Genomic DNA, 23,471 nt, shown 5'->3' on the forward strand with positions numbered 1-23,471 from the left:
TTGTCAGCACCGCAGGAACGAGGCACCCATGACGGACCCCGTGACGCTCGACGGCGAGGGGGCCATCGGCGAGTTCGACGAGAAGCGCGCCGCCGCCGCCGTGCGCGAGCTGCTCCTCGCCGTGGGCGAGGACCCGGACCGCGAGGGCCTGCGGGAGACCCCGGCGCGCGTCGCGCGGGCCTACCGCGAGATATTCGCCGGACTGTGGCAGGAGCCCGAGGACGTCCTGACGACGACCTTCGACATCGGGCACGACGAGATGGTGCTGGTCAAGGACATCGAGGTGATGTCCTCGTGCGAGCACCACCTCGTGCCCTTCGTGGGCGTCGCCCACGTCGGCTACATCCCCTCGATGTCCGGCAAGATCACCGGCCTGTCCAAGCTGGCCCGCCTCGTCGACGTCTACGCCCGCCGCCCCCAGGTGCAGGAGCGGCTCACCACGCAGATCGCCGACGCCCTGATGCGCATCCTGGAGCCGCGCGGCGTCATCGTCGTCGTCGAGTGCGAGCACATGTGCATGACGATGCGCGGGGTGCGCAAGCCCGGCGCCAAGACGATCACCTCCGCGGTGCGGGGCCAGCTGCGCGACCCGGCCACGCGGTCGGAGGCGATGAGCCTCATCATCGGGCGCGGCTAGCGGGCCCCTCGGCCGCCGTCCCTCCCAGCCGGGCGCTGATCCACTCCAGGGCCGCCGGGACCTCGCGTTTCCAGGTGTTGAAGTTGTGCCCGCCGCTCGGCAGGATGATCGACGAGACGTGGGTCGGGGCGCCGGCCGCGGCGATGAAGCGCAGCGTGGCCCGGTAGTTGTGCTCGCCCTTGCGGCTGCTGGTCACCAGCAGGCTCACCGGCGGGTGCGGGAGGTGCCGCAGCCGCCACATCAGGTCGTTCTCACGGCGCCGCCGGTCGCTGCCGCCGTAGAGGTCGCCGGTCGTCGCGTCCTGCGGGGCGCCGTAGTCCGCCGACAGCCCGACGGCCACCGAGAAGCTGCCCGGGTCGCGCAGGGCGAGCTTGAGGGCGCAGTAGCCGCCGGTGGAGTCGCCGATCACCGCCCAGTTCCGCGCGCCCGGCGAGACCCGGTAGCGGGCGGTGATCTGGGCCGGCACGTCCCTGGCGAAGTACGTCTCCGTCTGCGGGCCGCCGGGCACGTCGGTGCACTCGGTGTCGCGCGGCGGGGCGACGGTCGGCCGCATCATGACCATCACCATGGGCCGTGCGCGGCCCGCCCGCACCTGGCCCGCGTTGACCGCCGGATACCGCAGCTTCTTGTAGAGGGCCTCGGCCGTGCCCGGGTAACCGGTGAGGACCAGCAGCGCCGGGAAGCGGGCGGCCGGCTCACGGAAGTACTCGGGCGGCAGGTAGACGTACGCCTTGCTGGTGATTTTGGAGGCACCGCCCGCGAGGGCCACCTGCTGGATCAGCCCGCCGTGCCGCGCCGAGCCGGCGGGCGCCCCCTGGTGCACGGTGCCGAGCACCCGCATGCCGCCGTCCTGCGGCGAGCCGAGCCCGTGGTCGACCACGACGCCCGGCGTGGTGTTGCGGCCGAAGAGATCGGCCCAGGAGGCGTAGAAGCCGAAGGAGGTGTTGACGGCGAGGCCGATCGCCGCGATCAGGGACAGCTGGGTGCCCAGCAGGATCCCCACCCGGCCCAGTACCGGTACCAGGCCGCGCCGGGAGAGCCGTGGCCACAGCCACACCGTGAGAATGAACAGCGCGAGTGCCAGCAGCGCAGCTGCCAGCAGCACCTTCTTGCTCGTGAGACCCATGTCGGCTGGAGTGCTTTCTGCGTCGGCGTCCAGTGGTACGGTCCGGGACGCAACCCGAGCAGCCAGGTTTCCGTCCTAGAGGGCGCAAAAATTCGTACTGGAGCAGATTGCGGGATGTGCCCGTGATTTCCCGGTGATGCTGTGGTTTGGTGACTCATGTCTGTAGTGCTAGAGGGCGAATGCCCCGTACGGGTTCCCCGGGCGGTGTGTGATGTCGGCTGACCGGCAGTCCCCGGAGCGCCGGCACCGCTGGCCGGTGCCCTCCCGGGCCGTGCCCAGGATCATCGGCACCGCGACCGCGGTGATCGGCCTGCTCGACGTGGTCTCGGCGGTCTTCCCGGCCTTCCGCAACGGCCGGATGCACCACCTGGCCGCGGTCTTCCCGGGCACCGTCAGCACCCTCGCCGGTGCGACCGCGATCGTCACCGGCATCCTGCTGCTGATGCTCGCGCACGCCCTGAAACGCGGGAAGGTCCGGGCGTGGTGGGCGGCCGTCGCCCTGCTGCCGGTGGGCGCCGCCACCCAGCTGATCTACCGGCACTCCTTCTTCGGCGCGTGCGTGTCGCTCGCGCTGCTGGCGGTGCTGGTGGTCCACCGGCGCGAGTTCACCGCGCTGTCCGACCCGCGCACCCGCTGGCGGGCGCTGGTGAACTTCGTGGTGCTCAGCGCCTCCGCCTTCGCCCTCGGCCTGGTCATCACCAGCGCCCATCCCGCCTCGGAGCGCGGCAACCCCGGGCTGTTCGACCGCTGCCAGCACGTCCTGCTCGGCCTCTTCGGATTCGAGGGGCCCGTCGACTACACCAGCGACCGGGTCGGCGACCTCGTCGGCTACTCCCTCGGCGGCCTCGGCCTGCTCATCGCCGCCTCCACCGTCTACCTCGCGCTGCGCCCGGCCCGCCCGGTCGCCGAGCTGAGCGAGGCCGACGAGGCCCGGCTGCGCGCGCTGCTGGCCCGGCACGGCGGCCGCGACTCGCTGGGCCACTTCGCGCTGCGCCGCGACAAGTCCGTCGTCTTCTCGGCCAGCGGCAAGGCCGCCGTCTGCTACCGGGTGGTGTCCGGCGTCGCCCTGGCCGGCGGCGACCCGATCGGCGACGTCGAGGCGTGGCCCGGCGCGATCGAGCGCTTCATGGAGCTGGCCCGCGCCCACGCGTGGCTGCCCGCGATCGTAGGGTGCAGCGAGACCGGCGCCGAGGTGTGGACCCGCGAGACCGGCCTGGACGCCCTGGAGCTGGGCGACGAGGCCATCGTCGACACCGACCGCTTCACCCTCGAAGGCCGCGCCATGCGCAATGTGCGGCAGATGGTCAAGCGCATCGAGCGCGCCGGGTACGTCACCCGGGTGCGCCGCGTGCACGACCTCGGTGAGGACGAGAAGCAGCAGGTCAGGCTGGCCGCCGACGCCTGGCGCGGCACGGACACCGAGCGCGGCTTCTCCATGGCGCTGGGCCGCTTCGGGGAGGACGTGGACGGCGACTGCGTCGTCGTGACCGCCCACAAGGAGCCCGAGCCGGACGCCCCCCACCCCGAGCTGGGCGATCTGCGGGCCGTGCTGCACTTCGTGCCCTGGGGCCGCGACGGGATGTCGCTGGAGATGATGCGCCGCGACCGCAGCGCCGACCCGGGACTGAACGAGCTGCTGATCGTCGCGGCCCTCCAGCAGGCGCCCGGCCTGGGTGTGGCGCGCGTGTCGCTGAACTTCGCGATGTTCCGCTCGGCGCTGGCCCGCGGGGAGCGGATCGGCGCCGGCCCGGTGCTGCGCAGCTGGCGCGGACTGCTGGTGTTCCTGTCGCGCTGGTTCCAGATCGAGTCGCTGTACAAGTTCAACGCGAAGTTCCAGCCGGAGTGGGTGCCGCGCTTCCTGGTCTTCCCCAACTCGCGCGACCTGCCCCGTATCGGCTTCGCGACCATGCAGGCCGAGGGCTTCGTGACGCTGTCGCTGCCGCTGCCGGACGCCGTCCAGCGCTTCCTGCCCGGCCGGGCCCGCCGTCCGCACCGTCAGCGTTCCGGTTACGCCGCGCCGCCCGACCACGCCGCCGCCCGCGCGGCGCGGGAGGCCTGCGCGGGCGCCGGGGCCGGGACGGACGGCCAGGGCGGTGAGGGCGCGGACAAGCGGAGTGCGGTCGCCTGAGCCGTACCGCCTAGGCTGGGTCGCATGAGTACCCAGCAGGGTCCCGCAGGACCCGTAGGACTGCCGCAGTGGGACCGCTGCGCGGTCATGGGCGTGGTCAACGTCACGCCGGACTCGTTCTCCGACGGCGGGCGCTGGTTCGACGCCGAGCTGGCCGTCAAGCACGGGCTGGACCTCGTCGCCCAGGGCGCCGACCTGGTCGACGTCGGCGGCGAGTCCACGCGGCCCGGCGCCGCGCGGGTCGAGGAGGCCGAGGAGCTGCGCCGGGTGCTGCCGGTGGTGCGCGAGCTGGCCGCCGCCGGGGTGCTCGTGAGCGTCGACACCATGCGCGCGAGCGTCGCCGAGCAGGCGCTCGCCGCGGGCGCGTCGCTGGTCAACGACGTGAGCGGCGGCCAGGCGGACCCCGCGATGATCCCCGTCGTCGCGGCCGCCGGCGCCCCCTTCGTCGTCATGCACTGGCGCGGCCAGAGCATCGACATGAACAACCGGGCCGTCTACGCCGACGTGCTCCGCGAGGTCGTCGACGAGCTGCGCGCCGCCCTGGACCGCGCGGTCGCGGGGGGTGTCGATCCCGGGCGCGTCGTCCTCGACCCCGGCCTCGGCTTCGCCAAGGAGGCCCCGCACGACCTGGCGCTGCTCGCGAACCTCGGCGAGCTGCGCGCGCTCGGCCGCCCGCTGCTGGTGGCCGCCTCCCGCAAGCGCTTCCTCGGCCACGTCCTCGCCGGCGGCACCGGCGCCCCGCCGCCGGCCCGCGAGCGCGACGCCGCCACCGCCGCCGTCACCGCGATCGCCGCCCGCGAGGGCGCCTGGGCCGTGCGCGTGCACGAGGTGCACGCGAGCGCCGACGCCGTACGCGTCGCGCAGGCCATCTCCGCGGCGGCCGGCGGTTCGGCGGACGGAACGGGGGCGGGCGCATGACGGCGAAGACGGCCGAGGCGCGCGCGGTCGAGCGCGCCAACCAGGCCTTCTACGACGCGGTGGAGAATTCCGACCTCGACGCCCTGGAGGAGGTCGTCCTCGACGGCCCGCTGGCCGAGACCGTCGCCGTCGTCCACCCCGGATGGCCGGTGCTGCGCGGGCGCGGCGAGGTCATGCGGTCCTTCGCGCTCATCATGGCCAACACCGACTACATCCAGTTCTTCCTCACCGACGTCGAGATCGGTGTGGACGGCGACGCCGCCGTGGTCACCTGCACCGAGAACATCCTCACCGGCGGCCCCGCCGAGGAGGACGACCCGGCCGGCTCGTCGCTCGTCGGCGGGCTCGTCGTGGCCACCAACGTCTTCCGGCGCACCGCCGACGGCTGGCGGCTGTGGGTCCACCACGGCTCCCCGGTGCTCGCCGAACAGGACGACGAGGCCGAAGCGGCCGAGAACGAGGAGTGAGCGAGGGTGAGCACGATGGACACGGTCGCACTGCGCGGACTGAAGGTGCTCGGACACCACGGGGTCTTCGAGCACGAGAGGGAACAGGGCCAGATCTTCGTGATCGACCTGGTCATGCGGCTGGACACCGCGCCCGCGGCGGCCGGTGACGACCTCGCCAGGACCGTGCACTACGGTGTGGTCGCCGAGGAGGTGGCGGCCGTCGTCTCCGGCGAGCCCGTCGACCTCATCGAGACTCTCGCCCAGCGCATCGCCGACACCTGCCTGGGGCACGAGGCCGTGCAGGAGGTCGAGGTGACCGTTCACAAGCCGGACGCGCCCATCGCCGTGCCCTTCGACGACGTGACCGTGACCATCACCCGGAGGCGCCCGTGACCGCCGAATGGCCGGAGCAGTCCGCAGACCCCACCGTCCAGCCCGTCCCCGCGGCGGTCGTCGCGGCCGTCGACGCGGCCGACAGCACCTTGCAGAACCCGCAGACCGCCGTCATCTCCCTGGGCGGCAACCTCGGCAACCGGCTGGAGAACCTCCAGGGCGCCGTGGACGCCCTGGAGGACACCCCCGGCGTCCGCGTCAAGGCCGTCTCCCCCGTCTACGAGACCGAGCCGTGGGGCGTGCCCGCCGGCAGCCAGCCCGGCTACTTCAACGCCGTCGTCCTCATCCGCACCACCCTGCCGCCCGGCTCCCTGCTGGAGCGTGCCCACGCGATCGAGGAGGCCCACTCCCGGGTCCGCGCGCAGCACTGGGGCCCGCGCACCCTCGACGTCGACATCGTGGCCTACCAGAACGTGCGCTCCGACGACCCCGCCCTCACCCTGCCCCACCCCCGCGCCCACGAGCGCGCCTTCGTCCTCGTACCGTGGTACGACGTCGACCCGGCAGCCGAGGTCCCCGGCCGCGGCCCCGTCGCCGACCTGCTCGCCACCGCCGACCGGCACGGCGTCCGGCGCCGCGACGACCTGGAACTCCGGCTGCCCGAGTAGACGTTGCGTGAGTGGCCGGAAGGCGTAGGGAACGGCGTGGGGAACGGCGTGGGGAACATGGAGGCGGGCGCTCGGTGAGCACACTGCGAATCAGGACGCTGGCAGGGCTCTTCGCGGCCGCCCTGGTCGTGGCGTGGTCCGCGGCACGGCTGTGGGACACGGTGGGCACACTGCCCGGCGTACCGGTGGCCGCGCCCATCGTCCTGGCGGTGATAGCGGCGGCGCTCCTCGCGACCGGGCTCTCGCTGCGGTCCCGGCTGCGGGCGCAGCGTGAACGCCGTCCCGGCGCGAAACCGGTCGACCCGCTGGCCGCGGCGCGTGCCCTCGTCTTCGCGCAGGCCAGCGCACTGGTCGCGGCGCTCGTGGCCGGGATGTACGGCGGCACGTGCCTGTACCTCATCATGTACAAGCTCGACATGGACCCGCGGCGCCACCAGGCCGTCTACGCGGGCCTGGCCTTCCTCGCCGGGGTTGCCGTGGTGGCGGCGGCGCTCTTCCTGGAGCGGGTGTGCAGGCTCCCGGAGGACCGGGACGATCCGCCCGGGGCCCGTCCCTCCCGCCGCTGAGCTGCGGCGGGGCGGCCGGCCCGCTGCGGGGAGTACGGTCGAGGAATGGACATCGCCACGAGGAACAACGTCACCGTCACCGGTGCGACGCACGGGCGGCCGGTGATCCTCGCCCACGGCTTCGGCTGTGACCAGAACATGTGGCGGTTCACCGTCCCCGCCATCTCCCGCGACCACCCGGTCGTGCTCTTCGACTACGTGGGCTCCGGGAAGGCGGATCCGGCGGCGTTCTCCGAGGAGCGCTACTCCACCCTGGACGGCTACGCACAGGACGTGGTCGAGGTGTGCGAGGCCCTGGACCTGCGGGACGCGGTGTTCGTGGGGCACTCCGTCAGCGCGATGACCGGCGTCCTCGCCGCCGAGGCGGCCCCGGAGCGTATCGGCGCGCTGGTCATGGTCGCACCGTCCCCCCGCTACATCGACGACGAGGGCTACCGCGGCGGCTTCAGCGCCGAGGACATCGACGAGCTGCTGGCGTCGCTGGAGTCGAACTACCTGGGCTGGTCCTCCGCGATGGCCCCGGTGATCATGGGCAACCCCGAGCGGCCCGAACTCGGCGAGGAGCTGACCTCCAGCTTCTGCGCCACCGATCCCGGCATGGCGCGCGTCTTCGCCCGCACCACCTTCCTGTCGGACTCGCGGGAGGACCTCGGGCGCGTCCGCGTGCCGGTGCTCGTGCTGGAGTGCAACCAGGACGCGATAGCCCCGCGCGGGGTGGGTGAGTTCGTCCACCGGGCCATCCCCGGATCCACACTGGTCACGCTGGACGCCATCGGGCACTGCCCGCACCTGTCGGCGCCGGAGGCGACGAACGAGGCGATCACCGCCTTCCTGCGGAATCTGCGGTGATGTGCCGCACCGGGCAGCCGGAAGCGAAGGGCGCCGGCGGCACCCGGGCGTCCGACGCCCTCTTCGCCGCGCTGCTGGAGGACAGCGTCGAGGAGCTGTACGAGCAGGCGCCGTGCGGATACCTCTCCACGCTCATGGACGGCACCGTCGCGAAGATCAACTCCACGCTGCTGGACTGGCTCGGCATGGAGCGCGACGCGGTCGTGGGAAGGCTGCGCTTCACCGATCTGCTCACCGTGGGCGGCAGGCTCTACCACGAGACGCACTTCGCACCGCAGCTGCGGATGCAGGGGGAGATCAACGGGGTCGCCCTGGAGCTCAAGCGGGCCGACGGCGGCCGCAGACCCGTGCTGATCTCCTCGGTCGTCAAGCACGCCGGCTCCGGCGAGGCGATGCTGATCCGCACCACCGTCTTCGACGCCCGCGAGCGCCGTTCCTACGAGGAGGAACTGCTGCGCGGCCGCAAGGCGGCGGAGGAGGCGCGCCGCCAGGCGGAGGCGGACCGCGCCCGGCTGCGGGACGCCCTCGCCGTCCTCCAGCAGTCGCTGCTGCCCGGCGTGCTCCCGGCGATCCCCGGAGTGGAGACCGCCGCCCACTACCGCACCGCCTCGCCCGACCAGCTCGGCGGCGACTTCTACGACGTCTTCGCCATCGGCGGCGAGCGCTTCGCCTTCTTCCTCGGCGACGTGTGCGGCAAGGGCCCCGAGGCCGCCGCCGTGACCTCCCTGACCCGCTACACCCTGCGCGCCGCGGCCCTGCACGCCGCCGACCCCGTCGCCGCGCTCACCACGCTCAACACCGTGCTCCACGAGCGCTACTCGGCAGGAGACCCGCGCTACTGCACGGCGGTCTTCGGGATCCTCACACCGGATCCCGAAAACGGGCGCCTCACCGTCGAACTCGCCTCGGGCGGCCACCCGCCCGTGCTCGTGCTGCGGGGTGACGGCCGGGCGGAGTACCTGCGCACCCCCGGCGGCCTGCTCGTCGGCATCCTGCCCGAGGCTCCGTTCACCACCGCCGGCTGCGTCCTGGAGGCGGGGGACACGCTCGTCGCCTACACCGACGGCCTGACCGAAGCCCGTACGGGCGCGGACCGCGCCGGCCTCTACGGGGACGAGGCCCTCCTCGCCTTCGCCGCGGAACACGCCGGCCACTCGCCGCAGGAGCTCGTCCAGGCGCTCTCCGGCCTGCTGGACAGCCTCGGCGACGGCCTCGACGACGACACCGCCCTGCTCGCCCTCGGCGTTCCCACCGAGGGCACCCGCACCCGAACCAGCCGATGAGCGCCCGATGAAGATCACCACCCGCACCACCCCGTCCGGCCCCGTCGTGACGGTCGCCGGCGACCTCGACTACGAGACCGCCGGCGACCTGAGGTCCCTGGTCACCGCCCTGGTGCTCCAGCCGGGCCAGCACCTCGTCCTGGACCTGGGCGCCATGGAATTCTGCGACTCCAGCGGCATCACGGCGCTCATCGTCGCCCGCAACCACGCCCAGGCCGCGCGGGCGCACATCCTCCTGACGGCGGTGCCCGCGAACACCCTGCGGCTCCTGCGCGTCTCCGGACTCGACCGCGTCTTCCGGGTCGAGGCGGCCGACGGTCCCGCCGGGCCGTGATCCCCCCGGAGGTCGACCCGGCACCGTCCAGGAGCGACGTGGCGCCGGGTTGACCTCCGGGGGAGGGACGTGGGAAGTTCGGACGGTGAAGGTACGTACGCCCAAGCTGACCCGGAGGGTCCACCTGGACCTCCTCCGGTACGCGGGCTGCGTGTGTACGGCCGCGCGCTGAGCTGCGATCAGCGCGCCCCCGCGCCCGCCGTCGACCTTCACATCCCCCGGGTGGATACCCATGCTCACCTCACGACGCAGGACGACCGCGCCCACCGCGGCGGAACTGCTGGACTTCGCACGGCGCACCGCCGCCGACACCGCGCTCGTGCGCGAACTGCCCCTCGATCCGGACGGCCGCACATGGGTGCGGCTGGAAGGCCCCGCCGGGTCCGAGGCCTGGCTCATCGGCTGGCCGCCGGGGGCGGAGACGGGGTGGCACGACCACGGCGGCTCGTACGGGGCCTTCGTGACGGCCGCCGGGGAGCTGACCGAGCTGTCGCTCGCGGTGCCGCTGCCGGCGGAGGGCTGGCGGTCGCTGGAGCTCGCGGACGGGGTCGACCGCACCCGGGTCCTGCCGGAGGGCAGGGGGCGGGCGTTCGGCCGGCACCATGTGCACCAGGTCGAGAACCGGTCACCGCGGACGCACGCGGTGTCCGTGCACGCCTACTACCCGCCGCTGCCGCTCATGCGCCGCTTCAGCCGCAAGGGCGGCACGCTGCGGCTGGAGCTGGTCGAGCGCCCGGAGGAGTGGTGATGTCCGCGCTGGACGCGCGGCTGGCCGCGCTGCGGGAGACGTACCGCCGGCTGGACCCGGCGCAGGCGGCGGCCGCCGCGGAGCGCGGCGCGCTGCTCGTCGACATCCGCTACGCGGCCCTGCGGGACCGGGACGGCACGATCCCGGGCGCGGCCGTCGTGGAGCGCAACGAGCTGGAGTGGCGGCTCGACCCGGAGGGGTCGCACCGGCTGCCCGGGATCGTGTCGTACGGGCAGCAGGTGGTGGTCGTCTGCAACGAGGGCTACGCCTCCACGCTCGCGGTGGGCTCGCTGCGCGCCCTGGGACTGACGGCGGCGACGGACCTGACGGGGGGTTTCCAGGCCTGGCGGGCGGCGGGCCTGCCGGTGGCGCCGCCGGACGGAACGCCGTCGCGGCCGTCGCCGTCGATCGCGGCTCTCAGCTGACCGACTCCACCGCCACGCCCTCGCGGACGGAGCGGCGCAGGGCCTCGTGCAGGCCCGTGGGAGTGAGGACGCCGGCGAAACGGTCGCCGTCCAGGACGGCGACCCAGCCGGCGTCGTGCTGGAGCATCGTGCTCAGCGCCTGCTTGAGAGGGTCGCCGAGCGCGACCCACGCGCGCATGCGGCGGGTGTGGTCGCCGACCGTACCGCCGCCCCGCAGGCCCTCGGCGGGGACCCAGCCGTGCGGGGTGCCGTCCGCGTCGAGGACGACCGCCCACCGGGCGCCCTGCGCGCGCAGGGCGGCGGCCGCGGGCGCGGCGGGCTCGTCGAGGCGCAGCAGCGGGGCGCGGTCGAGATCGGCGGGGGTGATCGCGGTGACCGAGAGGCGTTTGAGGCCGCGGTCGGCCCCGACGAACCCGGCCACGTAGGGGCTCGCCGGGTCGCCGAGCACGGCCGCGGGGGAGTCGTACTGCTCGATGCGGCCGGCTCCGTAGACGGCCATGCGGTCGCCGAGGCGTACGGCCTCCTCGATGTCGTGCGTGACGAACAGCACGGTCTTGCGGACCTGCGCCTGGAGGGCGAGGAACTCGTCCTGCAGCCGCTCGCGCACGACCGGGTCGACCGCGGCGAAGGGCTCGTCCATGAGCAGCACCGGCGGATCGGCGGCGAGGGCGCGGGCGACGCCGACGCGCTGGCGCTGGCCGCCGGAGAGCTGGTCGGGGTAGCGGGCGCCGAAGACGGCGGGGTCGAGGCCGACGAGATCCAGCAGCTCGGCGGCCCGGGCGCGGGCCGCCGCCCGCTTCCAGCCGAGGAGCGCGGGCACGGTCGCGGTGTTGTCGAGCACCGTGCGGTGCGGGAAGAGCCCCCCGTGCTGGATGACGTAGCCGATGCGGCGGCGCAGCGCGACCGGCTCGGCGGCGGTGATGTCGCGCCCGTCGAGCAGGATGCGCCCGCCGGTGGGCTCCACGAGCCGGTTGACCATCTTCATGGTCGTGGTCTTGCCGCAGCCGGACGGCCCGACGAGCGTGACCAGCTCGCCCTCGGCGACCTCGAAGTCCAGCCCGTCGACGGCGACCGTGCCGTCGGGGTAGCGCTTGCTGACGTTCTCGAACCTGATCACCGCGCCCGCTTCCGTAGCGATATCGGCTGTTCACCCGTTATCCACAGCTTCCTGAGGGGATATCAGGGATTGTCACGGCTTGCGGCTAGGCTCGCAGCCATGATGACCACGGATGACTGCCTGGCCGCCAACGACTGGGTCTGCGGGGAGTACCTGCGCGAGTACCGCTCCGACCTGACCGGCGCGACGCTCCAGCACCTCTGGATCACCGCCGTGTCGGTGGCGATCGGCCTCGCCGTGGCCTTCCCGCTCGCGCTCGCCGCCCACCGCTGGCGGCGCGCGGCGGGTGCGCCGGTGCTCGTGGTGACGACGGTGCTCTACACCGTGCCGTCGCTGGCGATGTTCTCGCTGCTGCTGCCCGTCTTCGGCATCTCCCCCTGGCTCGTCGTCACGGGGCTGGTGCTGTATTCGCTGACGATCCTGGTGCGCAACGTCACCGCGGGACTGGAAGCGGTGCCCGCCGAGGTCACCGAGGCCGCGCGGGCGATGGGGTACGGGCGGCTGCGGACGCTGGCCGCGGTCGAGCTGCCGCTCGCCCTGCCCGCGCTGATGGCCGGCCTGCGGATCGCCACCGTGTCCACGGTCGCGCTGACGACGGTGGGCGCGATCGTCGGCTCCGGCGGCCTCGGCAACCTGCTGCTGTCCGGCGTCGACAGCGACTTCCGGGCCCAGGTGCTCGCCGCGTCCGTGCTGTGCGTCGTGATCGCCCTGCTGGCCGACATGCTGCTGCTGGGCCTCCAGTGGCTGCTGACGCCCTGGCGGCACGGGCGGGGCCGCGCCGGACGGCTGCGGCGCGGGCGCCGGGCGTCCGCGGGCGTGCGGACGGCGGAGGCGTCATGAGCCCCCTCGGCGGCGCCTGGCGGTGGCTGACCACGGGGGCGAACTGGACGGGCGGCGAAGGCGTCGTGCACCGCCTTGCCGAGCACCTCTACTTCAGCGGCGTCTCGCTGGCCGTCGCCCTGGTGGTCGCGCTGCCGCCCGCGGTGCTGCTGGGCCACCACGGGCGCGGCGGCGCCCTCGCCGTCAACGTCTCCAACGTCGGGCGGGCGGTGCCGACCTTCGCCGTCCTGACGCTGCTCCTGCTGCTCATCGGCTCGGACAGCGACTGGCCGGTGATCGTCGCGCTGGTGCTCTTCGCGGTGCCGCCGCTGGTCACCAACGCCTACGTCGGGATGCGCGAGGCCGATCCGGACGTGGTCGAGGCGGCCCGCGGCATGGGGATGACGGGACGGCAACTGCTCCTCGGTGTGGAGCTTCCACTCGCCTTCCCGCTGATCTGGACCGGCGTCAGGAGCGCCGCCGTCCAGGTGATCGCCACCGCCACGCTGGCCGCCATGGCCGGATTCGGCGGCCTGGGGCGGATCATCACCGCGGGCTTCAACCGGCAGGTCAACGCCCAGGTGGTCGCCGGCGCGGTGCTCGTGGCCGCGCTCGCCCTGCTCGTCGAGGGGCTGTTCCTGGCGGTGCAGCACGCCCTCGACCCGATACGCCGCCGGTCCGCGCCCGCCGCCCCCGCCCGAACGCCGTCCGCCCCCGCAGCGACAGGAGCCGCCCGCCCGTGAACGCCGTCCCTCCGCGCGCCGCCGTGACGGCCGCGATCGCCGCCCTGCTGCTGGCCGGCTGCTCGTCCGGGAGCACCGCCGCCCCGCCGTCCGGCCCCGCCGCCGCGACCCCGGCCGCCGGCGGCGACCTGGTGATCGGCTCGGCGGGCTTCACCGAGAGCGCGATCCTCGCCGGGATGTACGCCGAGGTCCTCTCCCGCGCCGGATTCCACACCTCCGTGAAGACCCTCGCCAACCGGGAGCTGTACGAACCGGCGCTGGAGAAGGGCCAGATCGACATCGTCCCGGAATACGCCGCGACACTCGCGGAGTTCCTCAACACCAGGGCCAATGGGCAGAAGGCCCGGCCGGTCGCCTCCAGTGACGTCACCGCCACCGTGGCCGCCCTCGGCAAGCTCGCCGAACCCCGCGGTCTGAAGGTGCTGCCGGCCGGCCGGGCGGTGGATCAGAATGCCTTTGCCGTCAGCCGGGACTTCGCCGCGCAGCACCACCTCACGTCCCTTTCCGATCTTGGTGCGGCCAAGCTCAAGATCAGATTGGCGGCGGGCGACGAATGCGCCGACCGCCCCTACTGCGAACCCGGGCTGAAGAAGGCCTACGGCATCGACATCACCGGTGTGGATCCCAAGGGCGTGGGCACCACCCAGTCGAAACAGGCCGTCAAGGACGGCTCGGACCAGCTCGTCCTCACGACCAGCACGGACGCGACGCTCGAACAGTTCGGTCTGGTGCTCCTCACCGACGACAAGCACCTGCAGAACGCGGACAACGTACTGCCCGTCGTCAATGCGAAGGACGCCGGTGATCCGCGGATCGCCGCCGCCCTCGGCAGGCTCACCGCGGTACTCACCACCGCCGACCTGACGGAGCTGAACAAGAAGGTGGACGCGCAGCGGCACAAGGCCGGGGAAGTGGCCGGCGAGTATGTCGACACGAAGGGCCTGTGAGGCCCGAACGGGCATTCGCCATGACACCGGTCATGCCGCAAAAGGGGCGAAACGGACCACGGTGAATGCCCGTCGTATTCGTACGGCAATTCCATGCCGCAATCGCGCGGAAAAAGTCCGACCCGCCGCCCCACGGAGCGGCCGCGCACGCTAAATTTCTGGCCATGCCCCGTGGACGCCACCGCCATTCCCAGCCCCTGCACCGCATGCTGCCGCCGCTCACCGTCGGCGGCACCGCGGCCGTCCTCGCCGCCGCGACCTTCGCTACGGCGGACACCGGCGTGACACGGGTCATCACCGCCGCGACCGCGCTCACCGCCATGGCGGGCGCGGCGCTCGCCCGCACCTGGGACCGCGCCGCCGGCCGCAGGGTCGCCGACCTCGAAGCGACCCGCGTCCGCGAGGAGTGGCGCACCGAGGAGCGCGTCGCCGAGCTGGAGTCGGACCTGGAGGAGTCGCGGGAGATCCGCGGCCGCCTGGAGAAGAAGCTCCGCGGCAAGCGCGCCGAACTGGCCAGGCTCCGCACCGAGCACGCCGACCTGCTGCGCCGCTACGCCACCGCCGAGGCCGAGCGGGCGCGGGCACTGGAGAAGATCCGCGAACTGCGCGTCGGCGACGTGCCGCAGCAGCAGCTCGCCCTGACGGGCGGATCGCCGGTCGGCCCCGCGGCCTTCCTCCGGGCCGAGCAGGCCCTGCGGGAGCTGTCCCGCAACGCCGCGCGCCAGCAGGCACAGGCCACCGTCGACGCCGCCCGCCGCCGCGAGGCCGCCGCCCCCGAGGAGCCCGAGGGCCGCCACACCGCCGAGGCCCACGCCCGCGCGGGAGTGGCACCGCGCGAGACCCGCCTCGTCCCCGCGGCCGCAGCGGTGCTCCCCTACGCCCAGTCCGGCACCCAGCCCGCCGCCGGGCGGGCCGTCGGGGGCTTCGACTTCTTCGGCACCCAGAAGGCGCTCCCGGCCGCGCCGGCGGTGGGGCCCGGCCTTCCGGCCGCCCCGGCCGCCCCCGAGCACGCGCACGCCGGGGAGCCGGTGGAGGTCATCGACCTCACGGCGCACGACGACACCGAGCAGCTGGACGTCTCGGGCCTGCGCGCCCAGGCGTAGCCCCCCCGCGGCGCCGGCTCCTACGGCAGCGGGAGGACCTCCACCGCCGGGGAGAAGTGGACGTTGATCTCGCGGATGCGGGCGGCGGGGGTCACCGCGAAGAGGAGCACGCGGTAGTCGGGGGTGTTCCGGCCGTAGACGATGGCGACCCTCCCGTCGACCAGGGCGAGGGCGGCCTCACCGGTCAGGGTGGCGGAGACGAGGGCGCCGCGGGCGACCTCGGCGGCTCCGCGGCGCACAGGGAAGTCCCGGATGTCGGAGCGGGAGACCACGTCCGGATCCAGGACGGCGACGAGAGCGTCGAAGTCGCCCCTGCGGGCCGCGGCGAGGAAGGCGCCCACCACCTGGCGCTGGAGCGCGAGATCGGGCTCCGGCGGGGACAGCGGTGCGCCCTGGACGCGCCGCCGGGCGCGGGAGGCCAGCTGGCGGGCCGCCGCGGGGGTGCGGTCCACGATCGGCGCGATCTCGTCGAACGGCACCGCGAACATGTCGTGCAGCACGAAAGCCAGCCGCTCCGCCGGCTCCAGCGTCTCCAGGACGACCAGCAGCGCGACCCCGACCGAATCGGCGAGCAGCGCGTCCTTCTCGGGGTCGGCGGCGTCCGGCGCCTGCTCGACCTCGCTGAGCGGCTCCTCCCCGCGCCGCCTGCGGGAGCGCAGCATGTCCAGGCACACCCGCCCGACGACCGTCGTGAGCCACCCGCCGAGATTGCCGACCCCCTCGCCGCCCGCGCGGCTCAGCCGCAGCCAGGCCTCCTGCACGGCGTCCTCCGCCTCCGCGGTGGAACCCAGCATGCGGTAGGCCACCGCCCGCAGGTGGCCCCGGTGGGCCTCGAAGTGCTCGGCCAGCAGTTCGTCGCTCATCACGTTCCTCCGTCGCGTTCCCTGCCGCCATGACTCCCGGCGGGCGGCGGATGTGACCGGACGGGCGGGCTACTTGTCGATGTCGCCGACGACGAAGAACATCGAGCCCAGGATCGCGACCATGTCGGCCACCAGGGTGCCCGGCAGCAGCACCGACAGCGCCTGGATGTTGTTGAAGGACGCCGAGCGCAGCTTCAGCCGGTGCGGCGTCTTCTCGCCCTTCGACACCAGGTAGTAGCCGTTGAGCCCGAGCGGGTTCTCCGTCCAGGCGTACGTGTGCCCCTCGGGGGCCTTCAGCACCTTCGGCAGCCGCTGGTTCACCGGCCCCGGCGGCAGCTCCGCCAGCCGGTCCAGGCACGCGTCCGCCAGGTCCAGCGCCACGTGCGTCTGCTCCAGCAGCACCTCGAAACGCGCCAGGCAGTCGCCCTCCTCGCGCGTCACGACCCGCAGCGTGTCCGCGAGCTTCCCGTACGCGAGATACGGCTCGTCCCGCCGCAGGTCGAAGTCCACGCCCGAGGCCCGGGCGATCGGCCCGCTCACCCCAAAACCGTGCACGTCCCGCCGGGACAGCACCCCGACGCCGCGCGTGCGGCCGCGGAAGATCTCGTTGCCGAGCACCAGGTCGTCGATCCGCCCCATCCGCGAGCGCACCCCCGCGACCGCGGCCCGCGCCCGCCCCGTCCAGCCGTTCGGCAGATCCTCCTTCAGCCCGCCGACCCGGTTGAACATGTAGTGCATCCGCCCGCCGGAGACCTCCTCCATGACGTGCTGCAACTCCTCGCGCTCCGTGAACGCGTAGAAGATCGGCGTGATCCCGCCCAGCTCCAGCGGATACGAGCCGAGGAACATCAGGTGGTTCAGCACGCGGTTGAGCTCCGCCAGCAGCGTGCGGATCCACACCGCGCGCTCCGGGACCTCCATGCCGAGCATCCGCTCCACGGCGAGGACGACGCCCAGCTCGTTCGAGAACGCCGACAGCCAGTCGTGGCGGTTGGCCAGCATGATGATCTGCCGGTAGTCGCGGGCCTCGAACAGCTTCTCCGCGCCGCGGTGCATGTAGCCGACGATCGGCTCCGCGGACCGGATCCGCTCGCCGTCCAGGACGAGACGCAGGCGGAGCACTCCGTGGGTGGAGGGGTGCTGGGGGCCGATGTTCAGGACCATGTCCGTGCTTTCGGCTGCGCCGCCGATGCCGATGGTGGTCTCCGTCATGGGGTCATCCTCTCAGGCCCACACTGCGGGCCGGTGCCCGCCGGGTGCCCGTTGCCCCGGGGGGCGCCCCCGGGGTGCCGCGTCCTGCCGCCGCGGGACCTCCCATGCGTCGTGGCTGGTCGCGCAGTTCCTCGCGCCCCTGAGGGGGTGCGGCTTGGGGTGGGCGGTTCGCCGTTCTGCCGGTGGGGGCTGGTCGCGCAGTTCCTCGCGCCCCTGAGGGGGTGCGGCTTGGGGTGGGCGGCTCGCGGTTCCGCCGGTGGGGGCTGGTCGCGCAGTTCCCCGCGCCCCTGGGTTGCCCGGCGGGGCATCGAGCTGTCTGTGCGGGGGTGGGGTCGGGTGCCACTCCGGGGGTACCTCCTCGGAATGCGCGTCTGACGTCATGACGTAGGCGTTGAGGGAGGGGTGCGCATTCCTGCGGGGGCACCCCCGGATCGTCCCCCTCCCGGGCCGGTGTGGCGGCTGCCTGCCGGTGGGGGTGAATGTGGTTCGGGGAGTGCGGTTCGCCCCCGACGGCGAATGCGCCCCACAGGTGGACCGTCAGCCGACGTCGTATCTGCACGGGTGGTGGGGGTGGGAACACCCCGCGCCGCCAGGCGCGGGAAACCCCGGCGGCGGGTCAGCCGCCCACGTACCGGCAATCGGGCACCGCCCGAGCGCGGCGCCGCCAGGCGCGGGCGCCCCGGCGGCGGGCAGGCCGCCCACGTACCGGCAATCGGGCACCGCCCGGAGCGGCGCGCCGCCAGGCGCGGGAAACCCCCACGGCGGGAGAGCCGCAAAACGCACCCCGGGGCGGGCACCGCCCGGGCGCGGCGCCGCCAGGCGCGGGCAGCCGCGGTGGGTCAGCCGCCCACGTACCGGCGATCGGGCACCGTACGGGCGCGGGCAGGGTCCGTCACCCGGGGGAGGGGGGTGCGGCCAGGGTGGCGGGCAGTGGTGCGCAGGCGGGGGAGCGGGGTGTCAGGGACCAGGTGAAGGCCCCGAGCCCGTCCGCGGAGGTGAGGGCGGACGCCTCGCCCGCGGCGGCGAGGCGGCGGACGTAGCCGGCGGGGTCGGACGAGGCGAGGGAGAGCGGCGGACGGCTCCCCGACACGCCGAGGGCGGTGAGGGCCTTCCGCTGGGGGACGTGCACCGCGCCCGGGAGGGAGTCGGCGGCGACATGGGCCGTGAGGTCGCAGGAGCCGTCGGGTACGGGCGGGACCTGCCGCCCGGCGCGGTAGCCGGTGAGGGTCCCGTACGGCGGGCGGGTGTCGCGTGTGTGGGCGTAGTCCACCGCGACGGCGAGCCCGGCGGAAAGGCTCCCCGCGGCGGCCGCCCAGGCCTCGTCCCGGGGCAGCCCGATCTCGGCCCGCGCCCCCGGCGGGAGGTGGGGCCACCAGCGGTGCAGCCATCGGGCGTCGGCGGGGCGGACCGGAGGGCCGAGGCGCTCGGCGCCGTCCGGGACGCGGACCTCCACGTACCGGAGCGTGCCCGTCCCGTCCGCCTCCGCGACGTCGAGCGGGACGTTGTCGAGCCACTCGTTGGCGAAGAGGAGGCCCTGCCCGCCCCGCGGCGGCTCCGCCGCCCATGTCACCTGCGGGGAGAGCCCGGCGGGCCGGGGGGCCAGTTCCACCGCGTGGGCCCGGACGCGCCCGGCGACCCCGGGGGGCAGGGCCGCGAGGACGCCCTCGCACAGCTCGCCGCCGCCCGCGGCCATGTCCGTGAAGGTCAGCTCGGCGGGGCGGCCGAGGGCCGCGTCCACCCGGCACAGGAGTTCGGCGACGGCCTGCGCGTAGAGCGGCGAGACGTGCACGGACGTGCGGAAATGCGCGGCGGGGCGCTCGCGGACGAAGAAGCCGTCCGGGCCGTACAGGGCCCCGGCCATCGCCTGCCGCCAGGGCAGCCACCGCGGGGTGGGGCTGGTCACAGCGGGAACCTTCCTGGCCTGGTGGTGCGTCCTAGGGCTGGGCACGGAGCCGCCCCGGGCCGGTAGGGTTCCGGCATACCACAGCGCCGCGGGCGCCAGCGCGCAGGTGGCGGCGATGTGCGGTAAGGCAGTACGAGGGAGTGGACAGGCATGACGGCCGGACAAGACGGCACGCCGGAGAACGACGACCCGTTCGGGTATCTCTACCGGGCCGAGGACGGCAGCGAGCAGCCGGCCGCGCCCCGCGCTTCGTACAACCAGGTGCAGCGGGTCGGTGAGCGCCGCCCGCAGCAGCCGCAGGGCGGCTACGGCTACCCGCAGCAGCAGGGCGGCCCGCAGCAGGGCGGCTACGGCTACCCGCCGCAGCAGGGCGGTCCGCAGCAGGGTGGCTACGGCTACCCGCCGCAGCAGCCGTACGGGCAGGGTCCGCGCGGCCCGCAGGCGGGCGGCCCGCCGCAGTACACCCGGCAGCAGCCGCAGTACGCCCCGGGCGGCCCGGACGGCGACGGCGGCCACCGCGGTGGCGCCGGCGGTGACGGTAACCGCCGGGGCCTGCTCATCGCGGCCGCCGCGGTCGTGGTCGTCGTCGCGATCGTCATCGCCGTCGCCATGACGAAGAGCTCCGGGGACAAGAAGCCCGAGGCGAAGAACAGCACCCCGCCGGCCACCGCCACCAGTGCGCCCACGACGGAGCCGACGCCGTCGGCGACCCCGACGCAGTTCGCGTCGGACAAGGTGGACGCGGCCACCCTCGTGCTGGGCAGCCCCGCCGCGGTGAGCACGCAGTGGCCCGGCGCGAACGCCGCGGGCGGCGCGTACGTCGACCACATGAACCAGGCCGGCGCCAGCGTGACGTGGAAGGTGACCGTCCCGGCGGACGACACGTACACCTTCTTCATCAACTACGGGAACGCCGGTGTGGACGCGACGCTCTCGCTGACCGTCGACGGCAAGATGCGCAGCACCCCGGTCAAGCTCCGCAACTACGGGAGCTACACCGAGTGGGACAAGGCGTGGAACAACACCACCTACGCCTGGGTCAGCCTCAAGGCGGGCGAGAACACGCTCCAGCTCTCCTACCAGCCCACCGACACCGGCGGCGTCAACCTCGACCAGCTGTGGCTCAAGCAGGGCCAGGTCAAGAAGTAGCGAGGGGTACGACCTCGACGCGGGGCAGGAGCTCGCCGTACGCGGCCGGGTCCGGGCCGGGCGCCTCCGCCAGCGCCACCGCGCGGGCGAGCCGCTCCGGCCAGGGCAGGCCCGCGGCGGCGCCCGCCAGGAGCCCGGCGAGGGCGCGGTCCGTGCCGCCCGCGTGGGCGCCCTGCGCCCGGCGGGGTGGCGCGGCCCGCCAGCCGCCCTCCTCGGCCAGCACCAGCATCCCGGCGCCGCCCGGGCCGAGTGACGCGGCCACCGCCCGCGCACCGCGCTGCCAGGCGTCCCGTGCCGCCCGCACGGGCTCGGCGAAGCCGGTCAGGCCCGCGAGGCCGGCGGCGTCCTGCACCACGAGGTCGGGCCGGGCGCCCAGGCCGCGGCGCAGCGCGGGCCCTTCCGCGTCCAGGGCGACGTACACGCCCGCGGCGCGGGCCGCGCGTATCAGCTCCGCGTAGCCGCCGACCGGCACGCCCGGGGGCAGGCCCCCGCACAGCGCGACCGCCTCCGCCCCGCGGGCCAGCAGCCCGCGGTAGACGGCGAGCAGCCGCGCCCAGCCCGTCACGGCTTCCGCGGGGCTCCCCACCACCGCGTCCGTGATCCGCGCCGTCGGCTCCGCCGGGGCGGCCGCGAAGCCGGTGACGACGACGTCGTGCCCGAGCGCACTCAGCGCACGGGCCACGCGCGCGCCCTTGCCGGGCGCGGTCGGGGTGCCTTCCATCGTGACGACGATCACCCCACGATGATCCCGCACTCCTCCCCTCCCGCCCAGGGGGGCGTCCCCCTGAAGCCCCCCTGTGAAGCGGGCGGGTGGGCGGGGAACCGCGTCACCGGCCGGGGCAGTTCGGCTTAAGGTCCGGACCACGAGCCGCTGGTGGGCCGCCCGTGGACGTCCCCGGGCCCGCGCGAGGGCGGGGTCAGGGGCGGACCAGCCACTCGCCCCGTCGCATGACGCCGGCCACGGCGTAGTCCGCGTCGAGGACGACGAGATCCGCGTCCTTGCCGGCCTCCAGCGTGCCGACGCGGTCGGCGAGCCCGATGAGGCGGGCCGGATTCGTCGAGATCGCGGCCACCGCGTCGGTGACGGAGAGCCCGTCGGTCGTGACGGCCCGCTTGAACGCGGTGTCGAGCGTGAGCGTCGACCCGGCGATCGTGCCGTCCCCGGCGAGCCGCGCGACCCCTTCGCGGACCTCGACCTTGAGCGGGCCGAGGTCGTAGAGCCCGTCGCCGAAGCCGGCGGCGTCCATCGCGTCGGTGATGAAGGCGACGCGGCCCGCCCCGGCGGAGCCGAAGGCGAGTTCGAGGACGGCGGGGTGCAGGTGGGTGCCGTCGTTGATGAGCTCGACGGTGACGCGCTCGTCCTCCAGCAGCGCCGCGATGGGGCCGGGGGAGCGGTGGGCCAGCGGCGGCATCGCGTTGAACAGGTGGGTCGCGACGGTGGCGCCCGCGTCGATGGCCTCGACGGTCTGCTCGTACGTGGCGTCGGTGTGGCCGATCGCGGCGATGACGCCGAGTTCGGCGAGCAGCCGTACGGACTCGATGCCGCCGGGGAGTTCGGATGCGAGCGTGAACATCCTGGCGGTGCCGCGGGCGGCGTCGACGAGCCTGCGGACGTCGGCCGGGTCGGGGTCGCGCAGCAGCGTCTCGTCGTGGGCGCCCTTGCGGCAGGGGGAGATGAAGGGGCCCTCGTAGTGGATGCCGGCGATGTCGCCCTGCTCGACGAGTTCGGAGAGCATCCCGGCGCGCCGGACGAGGAAGTCCATGGACTCGGTGACCGTCGAGACGACGAGGGTGGTCGTGCCGTGCTCGCGGTGCGTGCGCACCCCGGTGAGGACCTCCTCGGCGGTGCCGGAGGTGAAGGACGCGCCGCCGCCGCCGTGGTTGTGGATGTCGACGAAGCCGGGGACGACGAGGTGGTCGGCGGGCAGGTCGACGACGACGCCGGCGGCGGAGTCGGGCGCCGGGTGGGAACCGTTCGCCTGCGCGGTGTCCGCCGGCCCGGCGGAGGCGATCCGCGTGCCCTCGATCGTGATCCGGCCGCCGTCCACCACGCCCGAGGGCAGGACCACACGGGCACCCGCCAGCACCGAGCGCTGCGTTGTCGTTACGGGAGCCATCAGGCGGTTACCTCCACGGAGAGTAGGTCCCAGGCGAGCAGGCCCGCGCCCAGGCACCCGGCGGTGTCCCCGAGGGCGGCGGGGACGATGGGGGGGAGTTTCTGGAAGGTGATGCGGGACTCGACGGCGCTGCGCAGCGGGCCGAAGAGAGTGTCGCCGGCCTCGGCGAGCCCGCCGCCGATGATGAGCAGCCGCGGGTCGAGCAGGGTGAAGCCGGTGACGAGGCCGGCGGCGAGCGCGTCGACCGCGTCCCGCCACACCTCGACCGCGCGCGGGTCGCCGGCCTCGACGGCGCGGGCGCAGTCCGCCGCCTGGGAGCCGGGGCCGCCGCCGGCCGCGGCCCAGGCACGGGAGACGGCACCGGCCGAGGCCAGGGTCTCCAGGCAGCCGCGCTGCCCGCAGCCGCACTCGGGGCCGTCGGGGCGGACGACGACGTGGCCGATCTCGCCCGCGTAGCCGTGCGCCCCCGCCTCGATCCGGCCGTCGATGCCGATGGCGCCGGCGATGCCGGTGCCGAGCGCGAGGAAGAGGAAGCGGTCGGCGCCCCGGCCGGCGCCGATCCGGCCCTCGGCGAGCCCGCCGCTGCGCACGTCGTGGCCGAGCGCGACGGGGACGCCGCCGAGGCGGGCGGAGAGCAGGTCGCGCAGCGGGACGTCGCGCCAGCCGAGGTTGGCGGCGTAGGCGGCGACGCCGCGTACCTCGTCGACGATGCCGGGGACGGCGACACCGGCGGCGGCGGCGGGCTCGCCGTACGCGCGTACGCCGTGGTCGCGCAGGTCCGCGGCGAAGTCCAGGATCGCCGCCACGACCGCGTCAGGTCCGCGCCCCCGGCCCGTCGGCCTGCGGTCCTCGTGCAGCAGCGTGCCGTCCGCTGCGACCAGGGCGGCCTTCATCCCGGTGCCGCCGACATCAAGGGCGATGACATGTCTCACGGGGGACAGTCTCCCGGTTAACCCCCGAAAAGGTCTAGTCCACTCGTCGGGGAAGATCCGCCGTGCCGTGCGGGCTCCACGCCCGGAGCCGCTGTGGCATAG

General features: G+C 74.4%; 26 protein-coding genes. 18 read left to right on the plus strand and 8 right to left on the minus strand.

The window, feature by feature from the left end:
• Positions 1-28 precede the first annotated feature (28 nt).
• Positions 29-637: a GTP cyclohydrolase I FolE gene (folE, locus tag ACH4SE_RS04750; RefSeq protein ID WP_398541841.1), complete on the plus strand. Its 609-nt coding sequence runs from the start codon at positions 29-31 to the stop codon at positions 635-637.
• Here the strand turns inward: folE and ACH4SE_RS04755 are convergent.
• Positions 621-1,763 (minus strand): alpha/beta hydrolase, encoded by a 1,143-nt coding sequence (locus tag ACH4SE_RS04755; protein ID WP_398541842.1) that lies wholly within the window; start codon positions 1,761-1,763, stop codon positions 621-623. The two genes, folE and ACH4SE_RS04755, sit on opposite strands and share 17 nt — an antisense overlap.
• Before the next feature lie 211 nt (positions 1,764-1,974).
• Between ACH4SE_RS04755 and ACH4SE_RS04760 the strand changes: the two genes are divergently transcribed.
• The 12 genes from ACH4SE_RS04760 (at position 1,975) to ACH4SE_RS04815 (ending at position 10,464) form a co-directional block, all read left to right on the plus strand.
• Positions 1,975-3,891 (plus strand): phosphatidylglycerol lysyltransferase domain-containing protein, encoded by a 1,917-nt coding sequence (locus ACH4SE_RS04760; protein WP_398541843.1) that lies wholly within the window; start codon positions 1,975-1,977, stop codon positions 3,889-3,891.
• Positions 3,892-3,915: 24 nt separating this feature from the next.
• A complete protein-coding gene (folP, locus tag ACH4SE_RS04765) occupies positions 3,916-4,809 on the plus strand; it encodes a dihydropteroate synthase (protein WP_398541844.1) in 894 nt (297 codons plus the stop codon).
• Positions 4,806-5,276, plus strand: a complete 471-nt coding sequence (locus tag ACH4SE_RS04770; protein WP_398541845.1) for a nuclear transport factor 2 family protein — start codon at positions 4,806-4,808, stop codon at positions 5,274-5,276. Before folP ends, ACH4SE_RS04770 begins: the two co-directional genes overlap by 4 nt.
• 15 nt (positions 5,277-5,291) lie before the next feature.
• Entirely contained in the window at positions 5,292-5,651 is a 360-nt protein-coding gene (gene folB / locus ACH4SE_RS04775) for a dihydroneopterin aldolase (RefSeq protein ID WP_398177594.1), read from the plus strand.
• The gene (gene folK, locus ACH4SE_RS04780) at positions 5,648-6,259 is read left to right on the plus strand and encodes a 2-amino-4-hydroxy-6-hydroxymethyldihydropteridine diphosphokinase (protein WP_398541846.1); all 612 of its coding nucleotides are present in this window, start codon (positions 5,648-5,650) and stop codon (positions 6,257-6,259) included. The genes folB and folK overlap by 4 nt, the downstream gene beginning before the upstream one ends.
• 74 nt (positions 6,260-6,333) lie before the next feature.
• Positions 6,334-6,825 carry a DUF3180 domain-containing protein gene (locus ACH4SE_RS04785; RefSeq protein ID WP_398541847.1) on the plus strand — a complete coding sequence of 164 codons (492 nt, stop codon included), beginning with the start codon at positions 6,334-6,336 and terminating at the stop codon, positions 6,823-6,825.
• A gap of 45 nt (positions 6,826-6,870) precedes the next feature.
• Complete coding sequence (locus tag ACH4SE_RS04790; RefSeq protein ID WP_398541848.1) at positions 6,871-7,674, plus strand: alpha/beta fold hydrolase; 804 nt, start codon at positions 6,871-6,873, stop codon at positions 7,672-7,674.
• Positions 7,674-8,957 carry a PP2C family protein-serine/threonine phosphatase gene (locus ACH4SE_RS04795; protein ID WP_398541849.1) on the plus strand — a complete coding sequence of 428 codons (1,284 nt, stop codon included), beginning with the start codon at positions 7,674-7,676 and terminating at the stop codon, positions 8,955-8,957. Before ACH4SE_RS04790 ends, ACH4SE_RS04795 begins: the two co-directional genes overlap by 1 nt.
• A 7-nt stretch (positions 8,958-8,964) precedes the next feature.
• Entirely contained in the window at positions 8,965-9,291 is a 327-nt protein-coding gene (locus ACH4SE_RS04800) for an STAS domain-containing protein (protein WP_398541850.1), read from the plus strand.
• An 85-nt stretch (positions 9,292-9,376) separates the two neighbouring features.
• The gene (locus ACH4SE_RS04805) at positions 9,377-9,463 is read left to right on the plus strand and encodes a putative leader peptide (protein WP_398177597.1); all 87 of its coding nucleotides are present in this window, start codon (positions 9,377-9,379) and stop codon (positions 9,461-9,463) included.
• A 60-nt stretch (positions 9,464-9,523) separates the two neighbouring features.
• A complete protein-coding gene (locus ACH4SE_RS04810) occupies positions 9,524-10,039 on the plus strand; it encodes a cysteine dioxygenase (protein ID WP_398541851.1) in 516 nt (171 codons plus the stop codon).
• On the plus strand, positions 10,039-10,464 hold the full coding sequence (locus tag ACH4SE_RS04815; RefSeq protein WP_398541852.1) for a rhodanese-like domain-containing protein: 426 nt from the start codon (positions 10,039-10,041) through the stop codon (positions 10,462-10,464). The genes ACH4SE_RS04810 and ACH4SE_RS04815 overlap by 1 nt, the downstream gene beginning before the upstream one ends.
• On the opposite strand, the gene ACH4SE_RS04820 is transcribed toward ACH4SE_RS04815, so the two are convergent.
• Positions 10,457-11,581 carry an ABC transporter ATP-binding protein gene (locus ACH4SE_RS04820; RefSeq protein WP_398541853.1) on the minus strand — a complete coding sequence of 375 codons (1,125 nt, stop codon included), beginning with the start codon at positions 11,579-11,581 and terminating at the stop codon, positions 10,457-10,459. The two genes, ACH4SE_RS04815 and ACH4SE_RS04820, sit on opposite strands and share 8 nt — an antisense overlap.
• Before the next feature lie 102 nt (positions 11,582-11,683).
• Here ACH4SE_RS04820 and ACH4SE_RS04825 point away from each other — a divergent pair, with 102 nt between their 5' ends.
• The 4 genes from ACH4SE_RS04825 (at position 11,684) to ACH4SE_RS04840 (ending at position 15,193) form a co-directional block, all read left to right on the plus strand.
• Positions 11,684-12,421 carry an ABC transporter permease gene (locus tag ACH4SE_RS04825; RefSeq protein ID WP_398542136.1) on the plus strand — a complete coding sequence of 246 codons (738 nt, stop codon included), beginning with the start codon at positions 11,684-11,686 and terminating at the stop codon, positions 12,419-12,421.
• Positions 12,418-13,143, plus strand: coding sequence for an ABC transporter permease (locus ACH4SE_RS04830; protein WP_398541854.1), 726 nt, complete (start codon positions 12,418-12,420; stop codon positions 13,141-13,143). The genes ACH4SE_RS04825 and ACH4SE_RS04830 overlap by 4 nt, the downstream gene beginning before the upstream one ends.
• Positions 13,140-14,090, plus strand: a complete 951-nt coding sequence (locus ACH4SE_RS04835) for an ABC transporter substrate-binding protein (RefSeq protein WP_398541855.1) — start codon at positions 13,140-13,142, stop codon at positions 14,088-14,090. Before ACH4SE_RS04830 ends, ACH4SE_RS04835 begins: the two co-directional genes overlap by 4 nt.
• Before the next feature lie 164 nt (positions 14,091-14,254).
• Positions 14,255-15,193: a hypothetical protein gene (locus ACH4SE_RS04840; RefSeq protein ID WP_398541856.1), complete on the plus strand. Its 939-nt coding sequence runs from the start codon at positions 14,255-14,257 to the stop codon at positions 15,191-15,193.
• A gap of 20 nt (positions 15,194-15,213) precedes the next feature.
• Here ACH4SE_RS04840 and ACH4SE_RS04845 read toward each other — a convergent pair whose 3' ends face one another.
• From ACH4SE_RS04845 to ACH4SE_RS04855, 3 genes are all read right to left on the minus strand, one after another.
• Complete coding sequence (locus tag ACH4SE_RS04845) at positions 15,214-16,056, minus strand: sigma-70 family RNA polymerase sigma factor (RefSeq protein ID WP_398541857.1); 843 nt, start codon at positions 16,054-16,056, stop codon at positions 15,214-15,216.
• Positions 16,057-16,125: 69 nt separating this feature from the next.
• Positions 16,126-17,268, minus strand: a complete 1,143-nt coding sequence (locus ACH4SE_RS04850) for an NADH-quinone oxidoreductase subunit D (RefSeq protein ID WP_398541858.1) — start codon at positions 17,266-17,268, stop codon at positions 16,126-16,128.
• Positions 17,269-18,160: 892 nt separating this feature from the next.
• Entirely contained in the window at positions 18,161-19,129 is a 969-nt protein-coding gene (locus ACH4SE_RS04855) for an SAM-dependent methyltransferase (protein WP_398542137.1), read from the minus strand.
• A 192-nt stretch (positions 19,130-19,321) separates the two neighbouring features.
• Between ACH4SE_RS04855 and ACH4SE_RS04860 the strand changes: the two genes are divergently transcribed.
• Positions 19,322-20,320: a carbohydrate-binding protein gene (locus tag ACH4SE_RS04860; protein ID WP_398541859.1), complete on the plus strand. Its 999-nt coding sequence runs from the start codon at positions 19,322-19,324 to the stop codon at positions 20,318-20,320.
• Here ACH4SE_RS04860 and ACH4SE_RS04865 read toward each other — a convergent pair.
• The 3 genes from ACH4SE_RS04865 to ACH4SE_RS04875 all read right to left on the minus strand — a co-directional run bounded on the left by ACH4SE_RS04865 (position 20,310) and on the right by ACH4SE_RS04875 (position 23,369).
• On the minus strand, positions 20,310-21,056 hold the full coding sequence (locus ACH4SE_RS04865) for a PfkB family carbohydrate kinase (RefSeq protein ID WP_398541860.1): 747 nt from the start codon (positions 21,054-21,056) through the stop codon (positions 20,310-20,312). The genes ACH4SE_RS04860 and ACH4SE_RS04865 overlap by 11 nt on opposite strands.
• Before the next feature lie 181 nt (positions 21,057-21,237).
• Positions 21,238-22,437, minus strand: a complete 1,200-nt coding sequence (gene nagA / locus ACH4SE_RS04870) for an N-acetylglucosamine-6-phosphate deacetylase (RefSeq protein WP_398541861.1) — start codon at positions 22,435-22,437, stop codon at positions 21,238-21,240.
• A complete protein-coding gene (locus ACH4SE_RS04875; protein WP_398541862.1) occupies positions 22,437-23,369 on the minus strand; it encodes an ROK family protein in 933 nt (310 codons plus the stop codon). Before ACH4SE_RS04875 ends, nagA begins: the two co-directional genes overlap by 1 nt.
• Between the last annotated feature and the right edge of the window lie 102 nt (positions 23,370-23,471).

Origin of the sequence: Streptomyces sp. NPDC020983, from assembly GCF_044333485.1 — a bacterium.
Taxonomy (GTDB): Bacteria; Actinomycetota; Actinomycetes; order Streptomycetales; family Streptomycetaceae; genus Actinacidiphila.